Origin of the sequence: Leptolyngbya sp. FACHB-8, assembly GCF_014695575.1 — a bacterium.
Classification (GTDB): Bacteria; Cyanobacteriota; Cyanobacteriia; order Elainellales; family Elainellaceae; genus Vacuolonema.
The window spans coordinates 26,725-41,740 of record NZ_JACJOO010000078.1 but is presented as its reverse complement, the minus strand read 5'-3'; the positions used below and the strand labels follow the sequence as shown (position 1 = coordinate 41,740).

Annotated in this window: 12 protein-coding genes; 8 read left to right on the top strand and 4 right to left on the bottom strand. The window is 47.8% G+C overall.

The annotated features are described in order from the left end of the window. The first annotated feature begins 5 nt into the window (after nucleotides 1-5). The 3 genes from H6F91_RS22015 to H6F91_RS22005 all read left to right on the top strand — a co-directional run bounded on the left by H6F91_RS22015 (nucleotide 6) and on the right by H6F91_RS22005 (nucleotide 2,151). Nucleotides 6-263, top strand: coding sequence for a hypothetical protein (locus H6F91_RS22015; protein WP_190772543.1), 258 nt, complete (start codon nucleotides 6-8; stop codon nucleotides 261-263). A gap of 959 nt (nucleotides 264-1,222) precedes the next feature. Continuing rightward, nucleotides 1,223-1,459, top strand: coding sequence for an SDR family oxidoreductase (locus H6F91_RS22010; RefSeq protein ID WP_190772541.1), 237 nt, complete (start codon nucleotides 1,223-1,225; stop codon nucleotides 1,457-1,459). Then, complete coding sequence (locus H6F91_RS22005) at nucleotides 1,456-2,151, top strand: cupin domain-containing protein (protein ID WP_190772540.1); 696 nt, start codon at nucleotides 1,456-1,458, stop codon at nucleotides 2,149-2,151. The genes H6F91_RS22010 and H6F91_RS22005 overlap by 4 nt, the downstream gene beginning before the upstream one ends. A gap of 294 nt (nucleotides 2,152-2,445) precedes the next feature. On the opposite strand, the gene H6F91_RS21995 is transcribed toward H6F91_RS22005, so the two are convergent. Further along, nucleotides 2,446-3,366: an AraC family transcriptional regulator gene (locus tag H6F91_RS21995; RefSeq protein WP_190789474.1), complete on the bottom strand. Its 921-nt coding sequence runs from the start codon at nucleotides 3,364-3,366 to the stop codon at nucleotides 2,446-2,448. A 218-nt stretch (nucleotides 3,367-3,584) separates the two neighbouring features. On the opposite strand from H6F91_RS21995, the gene H6F91_RS21990 reads away from it, so the two are divergent. Beyond that, the gene (locus H6F91_RS21990) at nucleotides 3,585-3,890 is read left to right on the top strand and encodes an SDR family NAD(P)-dependent oxidoreductase (protein ID WP_199307985.1); all 306 of its coding nucleotides are present in this window, start codon (nucleotides 3,585-3,587) and stop codon (nucleotides 3,888-3,890) included. Here H6F91_RS21990 and H6F91_RS21985 read toward each other — a convergent pair. The 3 genes from H6F91_RS21985 to H6F91_RS21975 form a co-directional block, all read right to left on the bottom strand. Next, nucleotides 3,887-4,513, bottom strand: coding sequence for a transglutaminase family protein (locus H6F91_RS21985; protein WP_190772537.1), 627 nt, complete (start codon nucleotides 4,511-4,513; stop codon nucleotides 3,887-3,889). The two genes, H6F91_RS21990 and H6F91_RS21985, sit on opposite strands and share 4 nt — an antisense overlap. A 1,202-nt stretch (nucleotides 4,514-5,715) precedes the next feature. After that, a complete protein-coding gene (locus H6F91_RS21980; protein WP_190771800.1) occupies nucleotides 5,716-5,892 on the bottom strand; it encodes a hypothetical protein in 177 nt (58 codons plus the stop codon). A gap of 251 nt (nucleotides 5,893-6,143) precedes the next feature. Continuing rightward, on the bottom strand, nucleotides 6,144-9,809 hold the full coding sequence (locus tag H6F91_RS21975; RefSeq protein WP_190771799.1) for an NB-ARC domain-containing protein: 3,666 nt from the start codon (nucleotides 9,807-9,809) through the stop codon (nucleotides 6,144-6,146). Between the two features lie 713 nt (nucleotides 9,810-10,522). Between H6F91_RS21975 and H6F91_RS21970 the strand changes: the two genes are divergently transcribed. The 4 genes from H6F91_RS21970 to H6F91_RS21955 all read left to right on the top strand — a co-directional run bounded on the left by H6F91_RS21970 (nucleotide 10,523) and on the right by H6F91_RS21955 (nucleotide 14,996). Further along, nucleotides 10,523-11,665: an acyl-CoA dehydrogenase family protein gene (locus H6F91_RS21970; protein WP_190771798.1), complete on the top strand. Its 1,143-nt coding sequence runs from the start codon at nucleotides 10,523-10,525 to the stop codon at nucleotides 11,663-11,665. Between the two features lie 409 nt (nucleotides 11,666-12,074). Next, complete coding sequence (locus tag H6F91_RS21965) at nucleotides 12,075-12,953, top strand: calcium-binding protein (protein WP_190771797.1); 879 nt, start codon at nucleotides 12,075-12,077, stop codon at nucleotides 12,951-12,953. Nucleotides 12,954-13,162: 209 nt separating this feature from the next. Continuing rightward, nucleotides 13,163-13,612, top strand: a complete 450-nt coding sequence (locus H6F91_RS21960) for a hypothetical protein (RefSeq protein WP_190771796.1) — start codon at nucleotides 13,163-13,165, stop codon at nucleotides 13,610-13,612. 157 nt (nucleotides 13,613-13,769) lie between these two features. Then, nucleotides 13,770-14,996 carry a glycosyltransferase family 4 protein gene (locus H6F91_RS21955; protein ID WP_190771795.1) on the top strand — a complete coding sequence of 409 codons (1,227 nt, stop codon included), beginning with the start codon at nucleotides 13,770-13,772 and terminating at the stop codon, nucleotides 14,994-14,996. The last annotated feature ends 20 nt before the right edge of the window (nucleotides 14,997-15,016 follow it).

The window sequence follows — 15,016 nt, the reverse complement described above, 5'->3', positions numbered from 1 at the left end:
GTTCAATGTCTGTAAGTCGCAGTTGCCGAGAGTGGCACCTTACCCCTGGCGGGTGGGTTGTTGGAACTGATCTATACTCTGTTGAGCAGGAGGACGTTGAACCGCCCCTGGATCGGCTCCTCACAGTGCAATGTGGAGAAGAGCTTCATAACAGCTTCTCGCGTACGGAGCGCTATAAATACGAAACGTGGCGTGCAGTTGGGAAAGATTCCCTCATTGCTGAACTGCTGGAAAAGTATGGAGAAAAAAGGGTCGGCTACTAAACTTCCGGTCAGAGGATGGTTTAGGGGGTGGAAGGGCGATCGCTAATAAGTCATTACAAAAGGTTTTGAGCCCTTGTCGCTCACACGCAAAGGGTAAGCATCATCTATTGATTCCCATCGAATGTCACCCGATACAATCGAGCGGCAGATAACTTTACCCTCAATGGAACGATAAAACAAGCTGGACTCTGACACATCAACAGCCAGTGAATCAGACAGAACTTGAGTAACCACTGCTCGATGGGCAGTATGAAGCAATGTTTTTGGTGGTGCTTTGACTAATGTTTTGCGCCTATAGATTGTGCTTTGCAAAGTTTGCAGCCACTGCCACATTTGCCATTTCCCATGGAGGATTTATCGCCTACCGTTTGTTTCAGCGATCGCTACTCTTTCCCGTTTGAGGGCCTTGCAAGAATTTCGACGATTTCTGCCAATATTTCAGATCTGAGGAGTTCTGTTTGTTGACTCAGTTTCTCCAGCCGATTGTAGATGTGGCATCGGGCCGGGGTTGAGCCAGCCCTTGGTGTTGGAGGAGGCAGGAGCGATCGCCCAAAACCCAGCTGTCAAGAGCAAATGTAGGGTTAGTGGGCAGTAATTTGTGTGTGCTGAGCTCTAGCGCCTATTCCTTTGGCCTCATCCCACCCACGCATATAGGCTTCATCATGGGGCAGTCGAGGGGATGCGAAAGAATTAAGGTAATGGTCTACAAAACCCGCTGATTTGCGGTTCCGAGGAGGAAGATCAGCTAGCCAGCTAAAGTTACTCATTTCAACCCCATTTATCAGGAACGTATTCCAGATTACATTTTTTAGAGTGAGAATACTTACCGTGGTTTTACTCCTATTTCATACCGGAAACCCCCCTTTTTTAGGGTGACAAAAGTAACTGGAGTAATTATTATTCCATTCTCCAGGAGGTAATCTTATGATCAGCCATTTGAAGGACAAAAACTGATTGTGATGGGTGGCACCAGTGGCATTGGCAAAAGTGTCGCTCAATTGCTGTTGCAAGGGGACGGTTCTGTCGTCTTGATTGGTAAACGAGCCGAAAAACTCCAGGCAGCCGTCACCGAATTGCAAAAGTCAGGACTTCACTCCCTGACACAACACCTCGCCATGGAACTTGCGAGTCAAGGCATCCGCGTGAATGCGGTGTCTCCGGCTGTGCACTCACTTTTCAGGAAAACCAAACGATGAAATTACATGCAGACTTGAGCCAGCGAGTGGTCATCCCCAGTGAAGAACTTCCCTGGATTGACTCTCCCATGCCCGGTGTCCAGCGACGAATGCTGGAGCGGGATGGGGAGGAGGTTGCTCGTGCTACGTCCATCGTCCGATATGGGCCAAATAGCCATTTCTCAGCCCACAACCATGGGGGTGGGGAAGAGTTTTTTGTTTTAGAAGGAACTTTCTCCGATGAATATGGAGACTATCCTGCTGGAACGTATATTCGCAATCCCGTCGGTTCCACTCACACGCCATTCAGCCAAAATGGCACAACGATTCTGGTCAAACTTTGGCAAATGCACCCACATGATCAGCAGCGAGTTGTCATTAATACGAACCAAGCCGGCTGGTTTCCTGGCTTGGTAGACGGGCTAGAGGTAATGCCACTTCACAGTTTTGGGTCTGAAAATGTAGCCCTGGTGAAGTGGACACCGGGTACTCAGTTTAAGCATCATAGCCATCTTGGCGGAGAGGAAATCTTCGTCCTGGATGGAGTGTTTGAGGATGAATTTGGGGTGTATCCCAGGGGAACCTGGCTGCGTAACCCCAGCGGTAGCCGTCACACTCCCTTTAGCCAATCGGGTGCCTTAATTTATGTGAAAACAGGGCATCTTCCCTCAACCATCGAACCGACGTTTCCAACAGCGATAGTTACCCAGTAGCTAGAAAGTGATGTCTGGTGTTGTAATCATCGGAGGGATTTGTGCGTCGTAGCTAACGTTCCTACTCGCCGGACGCAGCGATGGTTGCAGCTCAACGATCGCTCAGATTCGTTCCAGTGCAGCAGGGCTTGTTATGTGCAGAACCGCTCAGCTTAACGTTAATCTCAGCGATCGCTCCACCGTTAAGGAGGTTTCTGCATAAGAATTTACCCAGAATGTTGGTGCTTTGCCCGCGAAGCGGGCAAAGCACCAACATTCTGGGGGGTAATTTCATTACTGGAAATCTCCTAATCCTCAGGCAACTCGTAAACGATCAACATCCTTCTTCGGTGGCGCACCAAACATGCGAGAGTATTCGCGATTGAACTGAGAAGGGCTCTCATAACCCACTTGATACGCGGCACGGGTTGCATCCACATCTTCAGCCAGCATCAGGCGACGGGCTTCCAATAACCTCAACTGCTTTTGATATTGCAATGGACTCATTGAGGTCACTGCCTTAAAGTGCCGATGAAATGAGGCAGAAGACATCCTCGCTTGCTTTGCTAAATCCTCCATGCTCAATGGTTTTGTAAACTCAGTTTTGATCTGTTTAATCACCTCGGCAATGCGCTGCATATAGCTGCCGGAGGTCGCAATCTGCCAGACTGCTTCATTCTGGTCGCCCATTAATAGACGGTAATAGATTTCGCGAATCATCATCGGTGCCAGGAATGGAATATCCTCGGGCGTATCTAGAAGCCGTGTGAGCCGGGTAGCACACTCAATCAATCGGGTATTGGCATCGCTTACAAATAAGCCTCTCACTGAACTTTCTTTTTGATTGGGACTGCGCTGAAGTTGGTCGATAATATGCCAAAGCTCAGTCGCGTCCAGGTTTAACTTAAAGCATAGATACGGCTGGTCCGGTGTCGCTTCGACAATATTTCCACTTAGCGGCAGATCTACAGTGACAACAATATATTGAGCCGCACCATAGTGATAGGTTTCCTGTCCCAGTAAAGTTTCTTTCCTGCCCTGAAGAATAATACAAAGCGTTGGTTCATACACAGCGCGGAGCGCCGTAGGAGCCACAGATTCCCGCATCAATTCCAACTGAGCGATCGCCGTTGAATGGATGCCGTTTCCTCTGCCATGGGTATGGCGGTCCACTAATTGGGCCAGTTTCTGACAGGCATCAATCGTAGTCTCGCGCTTTAGGAATTCATCTGCCATACCAGGTCCTCGTAAACGCTTTGTGAGGGATTGTAAGATATTTCTCTGATCGTTTTGCTGTGCCTATTATAGAGAATTCTTTTGAACACTCTCCTCCTGTTCGAGAAGATTAGGCAATAATCTGCAAAGTTTGTGTATTTAGAACCTTTTGCCTAAAACCTATGATGAACCCATGCCAAAAGGCAATGCAAGAATAAGGCAATAAAGGAGATAGACAGATGACTCAGAAAACATGGTTCATTACAGGTGCTTCTCGTGGAATTGGTGCCGAAATCGCGAAAGCCGTTTTGGCAGCAGGAGACCAATTAATTGCAACCGCCCGCAAAAAGACTGATCTGAGTCAATTCGAGTCGAACCCAAATGTATTGACGCTCAGCCTCGATATTACCGACGAGGCTCAGGTGCAAGCGGCAGTTGCAGCAGGATTGGAGCACTTTGGGCAAATCGATGTATCGTCAATTAGGAAACAAAGCAAATACTTACCCAAATTTCTTGACCCCGTCGGCTCCAGAGCATATTGTTAGCTGACTGGTACCTGCTCACTATCCATCACAAGACCATAATCCTTTGCAGACTCCAACGAAATGTCTGGAAGATTCTGAAGCATGCCGTCCCACGTAGCTTGTGCTTGTAACGCCTCTACGACGATCCGAAGTGGCTCAGAAAGAATTGCGTGAAAATCCGCCTCTTGAGGAAACTGAATCTCAAACGCTAGCTGTTCTTGAGGAGGAGAAAATTGAGCATTCACTCCTTCTTTGTTGCCCCTTGCATCAACGCGATACCAACCAAGTTCAGGTAGGTAGATAGCGTTGAAGCCATGTAGGCTGTATGGGGCACCTTTATCATCAATACTCAACCGCTGATAGCAAAATCCTGTGGGAATCCGGTTTGCCCGTAGTAATGCTGCTAGCAAATGGCTCTTAGCATAGCAATAACCGGTTTTGTATTTAAGAACATCAGAAGCGCGACAAGTTACAGGGTTCATTTGATAGTCAACGCTGTGATGAATTTCATCTCGCACCCACTCGAAGCATGCTTTTGCGATCGCCGTTGATGTTTGATGCCCTGATGCAATTTGTTTGGCAAGCTCAACGACTTCGAGATGTTGCCAATCAATAACTTCACTAGCTTTTAGATATTCTTCCATATCAGTTGCTACAAACCCTGCAAGCTAATTCTAAGCGATTAAACGATAACTTCAAGGGACTGCCTTCACCCAGAAACAAAGCCAGCTGACGTTCCGCTTCACCCGCCGCTGGTAATCCCTCGAACTCAACAAAAAAACGACTACGGTCCGTGTGCAAGCGAATGGTTCGGCAGACCTCAGGACCATTTACCTTAGAAGATTTCCAGATAAGAACTTCCCCATTATTTGGAAAAAGGCGCGGCTTCGCCGCGCCTTTTTTCCAAATAATGGGGATATTGTTTCTCAGAAATCTCCTTACCACTCACCAGTTTTTGCAACATAACTGAGGGTGGATGGCGATCGCCTCACCAAATGACTCACCGTAGCGGGCACCATCGGTCCGTTTTTTCGAGTACGGTGCCTAATAAAAAGCTCACCCGTATGACCGAGCAAGCTAATCCCGTTAAATATTGTCTTAATTGTCATCATCCCATCCCCTAAACCATATTGCTACGGCAAAAACCCGCGAAAATATTGGGGGATTCTACTACTTTGCTACTCACCCTCAACGTTCAATCAAGCTGAGTTCGGCTGCATAAGCATTAGTTCGGACAGTTTTTCTGAAACCGTTGATTTTGCGTGCGCTTCGCGCACGCAAAATCAACGGTTTCAGAAAAACTGTCCAGAGTATTGATAAGGAATATTACAACAAAAGGCAGTGGTCATTGGGATTTTCAAAGCCATACTAAACCTGGAATCAGCTGCGTCAAAGCCCACAGCCTGATTCCTGGGAAGAGAGGAGAGAATTCCTCAACTGATTGTCTCCTGCTCTAATGCCTAACATCTGAGCTTCATTCCACCCACGCATGTAAAATTCATCGTCGGGTAGGCGAGGAGCTGCCAAGGAATTCAGGTAACAATCCACAAAACCAGACGTTTTGCGGTTCTGAGGAGGAAGAGCAGCTAGCCAGCTAAAGTCATTCCCGCGCTGCTGGAGGAAGGTTAATAAGCCACGTTAGGTCTTGCAAGAACTTGCCTCCTAATGAACGAATAGAAGGAATAGGGCTCGAACTTAAGCTTTAAAAAACACAGGGAAAGCTTGTGCAAACAGAGTAAACCGACCTAAGCATTTTCTGCTATACCTCTGGCTGGGAAGGCTATAGGGCGATCGCTCTCCACCAAAACCAAACAAAATTGCTAACAAAAAACAAGAACAGGACGTCTTACTCACCCTGGCTGCGCTCTTGCTGAATAGATCGCCATTGAACAATCAGTTGTTGTAGCTCCGGGTCATCTATTGACATGCTGGCTACATATCGGGCGATCGCGGCACAAGCTTCATGATAGCGGGTGAACCAGTGAGAGAGGCTACTTTGCGGACCTGGCGAATAGGGATTCATGGACTGAGCCAGGAAGAAATCTATAGAAAGCCTTTAGACTATTGAATTTTATCTATGACTTAATTGCAATAAGTATAAATACTTGGCAGATTTAAAGGGTTGTAGATACGGTAGAACGCAAGGACTGAGCGATCGCCCATGCCTCAACAAAAACACCTTGGCAGTAGGAACAAATGATATGGAGCACTCGTCATTAAAAATTCTTGCGACAAAACCAAAAACTCTGTTCCACCGTCCTTTTTCTTTCCCTTCTATATTTCGGACAGGCCATTCTGAAAATTCTCTTCGATCGCTCCCAACTGTTCTAATACGGCTTTCTGGCCGTTGCTTAAACCTGTCACTCCCTGAATGTTCATGCCTTCATAGAGCCGCTCGGGACGCAAAATTTTCAGACATTCACCGGCTTCGATATCCCAAAAGCGAATGGTTTCGTCGTAACTTGCACTGATCAACGTAGAGCTTCGATTGGGATGGAACACCACTGAGGACACAACATTGCTATGTCCTTCCAGTTGCTTCACACATTGGCGTGTGGAGACATCCCAGATGTAGATGGTGCGATCGCACCCCACTGCCAGCAACTCTCCATCCGGGCTAAAGCTGACCGACATCGGCACGCCAGACAACTCGCTGAAGGTCGCCACGCAGTTCCCAGAACTGACCTCCCAAAGTTTCACGGTTCCGTCGTGTGCGCCGCTGGCAAGCAGTTCTCCTTGCGGATGAAACGTCAAGCACCAGGGATAAGCCGTATGACCCGACAATTCTCGCAACACGGTTTTAGAGGTATCATCCCACAATCGCACTAAGCCATCATCACTACCACTGGCAAAGATTTGCCCGTGCGGGTGGAATGCGATCGTCAATACACAAGTTGAGCCTTCTGGCAGCACAACCGTATGTACTGGATTTCCAGTTTTCATACACCAAAAGCGAATTGTCGAATCAACTCCACAACTGGCAACCAGGGGTTGGGTGGGATGAAAGATCACCCCAAAAATCCAGCTCTCATGGGCTTTGAAGGTGTGTAAACAATGCCCCTGAAAATCCCACAGTTTGACTAACCCCTCCAAACCACCCGTGACAATGCGCTCCGCCTCAGGATGAACCGCACTCGTCATAATCTTCATTCCATGGCCTGCAAATGACCGCAAGCATGTTCCAGTTGCGACTGACCAAAGCCGGAGTTGCGCATCATCACCACCGCTTACCAGTAAAGTGCCGATCGGATTTAAGGCAATGGTATGGTGACCCGATGGCTCGCCCTGCAACGTTCTCATACAGCGCCCCGATTCCACCTGCCAAATTTTTACCTGTGCGGACTCACCGCCGCTAATTAAGGTGTCTCCCTGCGGACTAAACGCCAGTGACCAAATCCCAGCTCGATGCCCTTGCAGCGTGCGGAGCAACTTCCCACTCGCGACATCCCACAGACGCACCGTCGAGTCATGGCAAGCACAAGCAAGGAGGCGATCGTCGGGGCTAAACCGCACTCGATTGACTTGTTGGATCTGAGTGCGATTGCTCGGTTCAAAGTCGGCTTGCAGTGTGTGCAGGCATTCTCCAGTTTTGCTATTCCAGAGTTTCACAGACCCATCCGAACTTGCACTGGCTAGATAATTACCTCTAGAGCTGAAACTTACGTCCCAGATTATGTTTTTATGTCCGACAAAGGTCACTAAACATTCTCCGGTTGCACAATCCCACAGTGCGATTGTGTGATCGCTACCACCTGTTGCCAGATGATGGGTTTGGGGATGAAATGCTAAACCTCGGACCGACCCTGGATGATTGAGCACCTTGAGTTGTTGCTTCGTCTGAAGGTGCCAAAGCCGAGCAGTCTGATCCTCGTGACCACTAGCGAGCCATTGTCCATCTGCACTGAGTGCCAAACGCCAAACTGGGCTATCTGTCTGCCATTGATGGAGGCATTGCCCAGTTGCTACATCCCATTGCGCGATCCGTTGGTCATGGCTTCCCGTAAAGAAGGTTTTGCCATCTGCTGTAAAGACAACCATCAACGTCCAGCCTTGATGGGCTGACCAAGAATTCACCCACTGCCCAGTTCTGAGATCGTAGAGAAACACCATCCCATTCAAGCCTGTCATCGCCACCAAAGTACCATCAGAGCTGACCGCTACGCCTAAAATGTCAGTGATAGATTCGGCAAACCGGGTGTGACTTAAGTGGGTATTCGACAGATTCACCTGATGCAGCGGCGTATCGGTTAAATCCGCCTGCCGTAGTGTCAAACCTGACAGATCGGCTCCGGTTAAATCCGCTTTCAGATGACTGAGGAGGTTCAACAGATTACCTGCTACATAATCGTCTGGTGGAGCGATCTCCCCTTGGGGACGCTGCACGGATGCTTGCTGACATTGACGGATCAGTTGCCGGAGATGATACTCGATCGCATCACCATTACCCAACTGTGTCATCAGCCGGCCCATCAACGGTTCTAAGATTAATTGTCTCTGGCTTTCACGAATGTAGTCTACCGCCTCCGCTTTGAGTAACGCGTGAGTTTTTAAGATCTGCAATGTTTGCTGCTCAATTTCATGTTGTGCAATGGTCAGGAGCTTCTCAGTCACGTATTCCATCACCACAGGCTGCTGGGTAAAGCACGATCCCTGTTGTTCGATCAAACACCGAAATCTCAAAGATTCTAAACTTTCCAGTAATTGATCTTTGCGGATAACCGGAACAATATCGGTTTGTAATTCGGCGATTCCAGTCCACTCTCGATGAATGGCTAACCAATACATAATGCTTTGCTCTAGAGCAGACAGGCGACTGAACTGCTGATCCAGCAACCGTCGAATTCCGTTAAAAACCAGCGTATCCTCTTGCAGGAAATCTTCAATATGGCTATCGAACAATTCTTGAATTGAGGTCGCAACAATTTTCAGCGCCAATGGGCTGTTACTATAATGCTCAGCTAATAAGTGTTTCTGTGCGGCTGTGCCGATTAATTGCTTGGCTTGAATAATGAACTGTGCTGCCTCTGGGGAACCGTCAAGTTTCATCGATCGCACTGCTGATTGCTCCCCCTCCAGGATGACAATCTCTGCAGGTTTCTCACGGCTCGTTAACACCAGGCAACTTTGATGTCTCGCTTCTGCAACAGCCTTCACTAATTCCCCGTAGGCTTCAAACCCACTGCGGAATTGTCCAACTTGCCTGGCATCCAATATCGTTTCTAAATTATCGAGAATGATTAAGCAACGAGAGTGCCTCAGGCAGTTGAGTAGTTGGCTCAATCCCAGTTTGGTTTCCTGTTGATTCGATAAGAACGGTACCAAATCACCCAGTAAGGTCTCAAGGGGTGGGGCGTTGCGGAGCGATCGCCAAATTACATGGGTAAACTGATCCTGAATTTCCTCAGCAAACTTGACCGACAAGGCACTTTTGCCAATACCACCCATGCCCAAAATGTTCACTAAGCGGCAACGGTCTTGCAAAATCCGCTGTTTCAGGGTGTCCAGTTCTGAGGTGCGCCCATAGAAGTGGGAAACATCCGGCGCTTCACCCCAATCAACACAGGGAACAGTCGTGAAAAAATCTACCCTATCTTCACTAACCTGTTTTCCAGCTTCTTGTGTTCTAGCTTGTTGGTTCTCTAGTTCTCTAGCGACTTCTCCAACTTCTTGGTTACCTTGCCGCCAGTAATGTTCTAGCGAAGCTCGGAAGTTAGTCTTGCTGACCTCTTCACCGAGTACATCAGAAAGTAGTTGCCAGAGTTTCGGTCCTGCATATCGTTTCAAGTAACTGGCAGCGTAGTTAGTACTCCTGGCAATTTCTTCATAGGTTTGCCCTTGCCATGAGCCACTTAAGATTGCAATTTCAACAGGACTAAGCCGTCGCCTAGTTTTTGCCACGACGATCGCATTGGCGACTTCAAATCCCTTCTCCACGTTCATCAATCGTGTACCTAGTTATACGTTGGCTCAACTAGAAATGTACCAAATTCTATCAGGTTGTTTTACCTCCGCAATCTTTCTATAACGTTTTTTCTGACGCAAAATTATGAACTTCTATCTATTGGCAATTTATGAATATTTTGACATCCAACTGCTTTATCAACATGAGGCGACCAATAACTGAACTTTCCAGAACTTCAGTTTTTTTAGAGGTTTTTTCTCACACTTTTAACGACCACTGTCAGAGTATAGCTTTGGGTGATTTTAGGTGATTTTCAGCCTCTTGAGAGTATCCCCCAGATGGGTGAGGAGGGCTGTGCGATCGGGTGAAGAATCAGTAATTTGCGAAGAAATCTTAGCCAAGCAAGAGATAGAGGAGCTTTTGTTAATGCTAACTCCAGACCTTTTCTGTAACGACATATATAAAATCACAAATTATAGTCATAAACATAGAGTTCAAAAAACACAACAAGGCATCAATAAAACTATGAAATGGATGAATTGCAAAAAGAGTTTCTGCTCTTAGGAGAGTATTTCTACAATTTATCATTCAAGTGTTTTAAAGCCTCCAAACATTACAGGCTTAAGTCTCAAAAAAAGCTTTTTCAAGTTTGGAAAATCCTATTTGCCAACGGGGCAACGAACCGTAGGCATGGGCTCTGCTGATTTGCCATGAACTGCCCAAAATAACCCATTTCTTCCGGAGAACTGTAATGCTTATTACTTATCACGATTCATCCTCTAAAACTCATTGGTTGGAACTGGTTCAACAGTTAGGGATGCAGTTTGCTGAACGATCCCAACACATGGATGAGAGCGATCGCTTCGTCTTTGAGAATTATGCTGACTTAAAAGCACATGGATTTGTGTCGCTGGGTGTGCCACAAGCATTCGGTGGTGCTGGATTAAACCATTCTGAGCTTTGCGAAGTCCTGTATAACCTGGGTCAACACTGCGGTTCAACGGCACTCGCGTTTGCCATGCACACTCATCAAGTAGCAACGGCTGCCTGGCGATGGGAACATCAAAACGCCCCTGTCGAAGGTTTACTCAGACGCGTTGCCAACGAGAACATCATTATCCTCAGTAGTGGGGGTTCGGATTGGCTGGAAGGTTCAGGGCAGGCTGAACGGGTAGAAGGTGGTTTTGTGATTAATGCCCGCAAGGTGTTTGCCAGTGGCGCACCAGTTGGCGATTTGCTGATGACCAGCGCGATTTACGATGATCCAGATGCAGGCGCAACCGTCTTACATTTTGCCGTTCCCATGTCTGCATCAGGAGTGGCGATCGAGTCAACCTGGAGAGCGCTAGGAATGCGCAGTACCGGTTCTCATGACATTATCCTCTCCAATGTATTTGTTGCGGATGCCAGCATTGCCGGTAAGCGTCCGCAAGGGAAATGGCATCCATTGTTTCATACCATCTCGATGATTGCCTTTCCGTTGGTTTACTCGGTGTATGTTGGCGTTGCTCAAGCAGCTCGCGATCGCACCCTTGAGCAGGTTAAAAAGCGCCCACAGGATAGTCATCTTACCTATTTGGTTGGTGGTTTAGAAAACGAACTCACCGCAGCTCATCTAGCACTCAATCACATCATCGCAGTTGCTGCCTCTAGCCAACCCGGATTGGAAACCACAAACCAGATTATGACGGGTCGAGCCTTGGTCGCTCGTGCTGTCCTAAACGTGGTAGACCTGGCCATGGAAGCAACAGGCGGCACTGCCTTCTACCGCTCCAAGGGCATTGAACAACTGTTCCGGGATGCCCAGGGTGCGCGCTATCATCCCTTGCGAGATGGAGAACAACGTCGTCTGAGCGGACAACTCGCTCTGAACTGGACGGTTGATCACGCTTAGTCACTCTTCACAAAGAGAAGCACCATGATTTCCAAAATTTATTCCGCAACACCTCATGTCATTGCAATAGATTCTTCAGCAGCACAATCCGTTGCACATATCGGAAGTGAACCCAGTAAGACAGAGTTATCCGCCCACTGAGAAGCCGTTGACAACAAGTTAGTTTGCCAATGGCGATCGCCTCATTAAACCGATCAAGAAACCAGACGCTTGTCTGGTAACGCTTTGCCTATTAACGCATTGTTGCATGAGAGAGATACGTTACGGCTACAAATTCAAGGTGTTTCCATAACCTCGATCGATACATTCACGGTTCATTGCAGCTCAGAAGTCTTCTCCGGGTTGCAAACCAAAACCATCCATCTAAACCCTATAAACCTCAACTACTTACTGAGAAGGAAAAAGTTCAATGGCCAAGAAGTACGGTACATACTACGACGATACCCTCTATGGAACAAATAGCAATGACTCCCTTTATGGAGGTGATGGTAACGATTCCTTAATTGGTTACTCTGGCCACGACTATCTTGAAGGCGGCTATGGTAACGACACCCTCTTTGGCGGCGATGGCAACGACGGGCTAGATGGGGGAGACGGCAACGATTATCTGAATGGAGGAGACGGCAACGATTTCTTCTATGGATGGGGTGGCAACGATTCCATTTTCGGTGGTTATGGGGACGATACCTTGTATGGGTGGACTGGCAACGACACCCTTGACGGCTATGCTGGCAACGACATCCTCTACGGCGAGTATGGAAGCGATTTCTTGTATGGCTCCTTCGGTCACGATACCCTTTTCGGCGGCGATGATCACGACATTCTCTATGGCGAATTTGGCCGTGATGTTCTCTTGAGTGAAGCTGGTAACGATTACCTTGATGGAGGGGACGATGACGATGTTCTTTACGCTGGAGGTGGCAGCGACTTCCTCCTTGGCGGAGCTGGCAACGATATGCTTGTGGGTTTCGATTACGGTGATGGTGGCATCGGTCAGTTTGACACCCTGGTGGGTGGTAGTGGAGCTGATCAGTTCTACTTAGGATCTGAATTCTATGGATACAACTATCTAGGTGATAGTTATGCGCTGATCGCTGACTTCAAGAACTACGAGGGAGATAAGCTGGTCATGAGAGGAAGCAACTTGTACACCGGGGGAGTTGCGAATTATGGCGTTGGAACATCTGCCCTAGACACCGGGATCTACCTGAATGGTGACCTGATTGCTGTTCTGCAAGATGTTTCCGGCAGTGGTTACATCATGAGCCAAGACACTCTCTGGTATTGAGCTGTGGGCAAGTCTGTTGAATTGATTTTTATCGTGTTAACTTGAGTACTTTTTCAAGTGCTGCGATCGCTCCTTAGATCCTCCCTACTGAAGTGCGATCGCGTTTCTTTTCCACAGTTCCTTCTGTCAATTCTCCAAGGAAACACAGACTTCAGTTACGAAATATTTGCTATTGAGCGTTTAATTCTATCAAATCACTGGAGACAATCATGAATCTAACATTACAACGCATCAGCGTAATCTCGCTTACGCTTGGTCTGAGCGTATCCTTCGTTAGCTGTAGCGAGACTAAAGTTGCACAGTGCAATAAAATGACCGCTGTTGCTAATCAAGCTGCCACACTTGGTCAAGAGTTTGGCCAAAAAGCGGAATCCAGTTCAGATCCCAGCCTCTTGATGGATATGGCTGGTCAGCTTGATCAACTGAGTAACGATATGCAAGCGATAACGTTGAGTGACGAGAAACTGCAAGGATTCCAAACTCGTTTTGTGGAACTTTATAAATCTGCTGATCAAGGACTGCGTGATGAGGCGGCCGCAATCGAGAAAAAAGACCTGCCAGCAATGAAACAAGCACTGAATACCATTCAGGCAGGTCAGAGCCAGGAAACAGCTCTCGTCAGCGAATTCAATAGCTACTGTTCCGGTAGTTCGCTCTAGCGTTTACACCCGCAGGGCTAAATATGGCTAGGCTCTGCAACCCCTGACACCGCAATTGACCACAAGGGCGACATTATCGCTCTTGTGGTTGACTCCTCTGCCTGATTCTAGGTTCGATCCTTGACACCCCACAACCCTAGTAAAACGGAAAGCTCTGATGCGTATCTTATTCTTGCACTCCAATTTCCCTGCCCAGTTTCGCCATCTAGCAACTGTTTTAGGCAAAGATCCACGCAATCAAGTTGTCTTTGCAACGAGCCGTCATGAAGGAAGAATTCCGGGTGTTCATAAAGTCATTTACCAAGAATCGCGTCCTGTGCATCCGCAGACTCATCATTATGTACGATCGCTGGAAAGTGCAGTACTACAGGGACAGGCAGCTTATCGAAGTTTACAACAATTAAAAGCAGCAGGCTTCATCCCTGATGTTGTGTATGCCCATTCCGGTTGGGGACCGGGACTCTTTATTAAAGATCTGTTTCCGCAAAGCAAACTCTGTTGCTATTTTGAATGGTTCTATCATGCTCATGGTAGCGATGCAGATTTTGATCCCGCCGATCCACTGGATGCCGATGCCGAAGCTCGAATTCGGATGAAAAACGCGCCGATTCTGATGGATCTCTACAGTTGCGATTACGGCCTATCGCCAACGTCCTGGCAACGGCAGCAGTTCCCAACAGAATTTCACAGCAAAATTACGGTGCGTCATGATGGCGTCGATACCGCATTCTTTCGGCCCAAAGCAGGTGCAAAGCTTAGGCTACCTACGATTGGCCTTGATCTTTCAACCGTTGATGAAGTGGTGACCTACTCCACACGTGGCATGGAGCCTTACCGGGGCTTTCCCCAATTTATGGAAGCAGTGGCATTAATTCAGGCACGTCGACCCAACTGCCATGTGGTGGTCGTCGGAGATGATCGGGTGGTTTACGGTAAGGCGTTGCCAGACGGTAAAACCTATAAGCAGTTGATGTTGGATAGCCTGGTTCTAGATCGCGATCGTCTTCATTTCACGGGCTCTCTTCCCTACAATCAGTACCTTCAAGTATTACAAGCTTCGTCTGCTCATATTTATCTCACCCGTCCGTTTGTGTTGTCCTGGTCCATGTTGGAAGCAATGGCAACAGGATGTTTAGTCATTGGTTCTAATACCGAGCCTGTTAGAGAAGTGATTATAGACGGCAGCAATGGATTATTGGTTGATTTCTTTTCACCCACTGCGATCGCTGACCGCGTCGATGAGGTGCTGGATCATCGGGCTCAATTCATCGATGTACGGGAGCAAGCAAGACAAACAATTTTGCACCATTACAACTTAGCCCAACTCTTGCCCCAACATCTGCAATGGTTGAGTAATACAGCTAACGTTTTTCAAGCGGCCTGAGGGGTTGTTAATTGTTAGTA

Excerpts from the sequence above, each read along its gene's own strand:
- H6F91_RS22015 (WP_190772543.1), top strand. The coding sequence starts at position 6 with ATGTCTGTAAGTCGCAGTTGCCGAGAGTGGCACCTTACCCCTGGCGGG.
- H6F91_RS22010 (WP_190772541.1), top strand. The coding sequence starts at position 1,223 with ATGGGTGGCACCAGTGGCATTGGCAAAAGTGTCGCTCAATTGCTGTTG.
- H6F91_RS22005 (WP_190772540.1), top strand. The coding sequence starts at position 1,456 with ATGAAATTACATGCAGACTTGAGCCAGCGAGTGGTCATCCCCAGTGAA.
- H6F91_RS21995 (WP_190789474.1), bottom strand. The coding sequence starts at position 3,366 with ATGGCAGATGAATTCCTAAAGCGCGAGACTACGATTGATGCCTGTCAG.
- H6F91_RS21990 (WP_199307985.1), top strand. The coding sequence starts at position 3,585 with ATGACTCAGAAAACATGGTTCATTACAGGTGCTTCTCGTGGAATTGGT.
- H6F91_RS21985 (WP_190772537.1), bottom strand. The coding sequence starts at position 4,513 with ATGGAAGAATATCTAAAAGCTAGTGAAGTTATTGATTGGCAACATCTC.
- H6F91_RS21980 (WP_190771800.1), bottom strand. The coding sequence starts at position 5,892 with ATGAATCCCTATTCGCCAGGTCCGCAAAGTAGCCTCTCTCACTGGTTC.
- H6F91_RS21975 (WP_190771799.1), bottom strand. The coding sequence starts at position 9,809 with ATGAACGTGGAGAAGGGATTTGAAGTCGCCAATGCGATCGTCGTGGCA.
- H6F91_RS21970 (WP_190771798.1), top strand. The coding sequence starts at position 10,523 with ATGCTTATTACTTATCACGATTCATCCTCTAAAACTCATTGGTTGGAA.
- H6F91_RS21965 (WP_190771797.1), top strand. The coding sequence starts at position 12,075 with ATGGCCAAGAAGTACGGTACATACTACGACGATACCCTCTATGGAACA.
- H6F91_RS21960 (WP_190771796.1), top strand. The coding sequence starts at position 13,163 with ATGAATCTAACATTACAACGCATCAGCGTAATCTCGCTTACGCTTGGT.
- H6F91_RS21955 (WP_190771795.1), top strand. The coding sequence starts at position 13,770 with ATGCGTATCTTATTCTTGCACTCCAATTTCCCTGCCCAGTTTCGCCAT.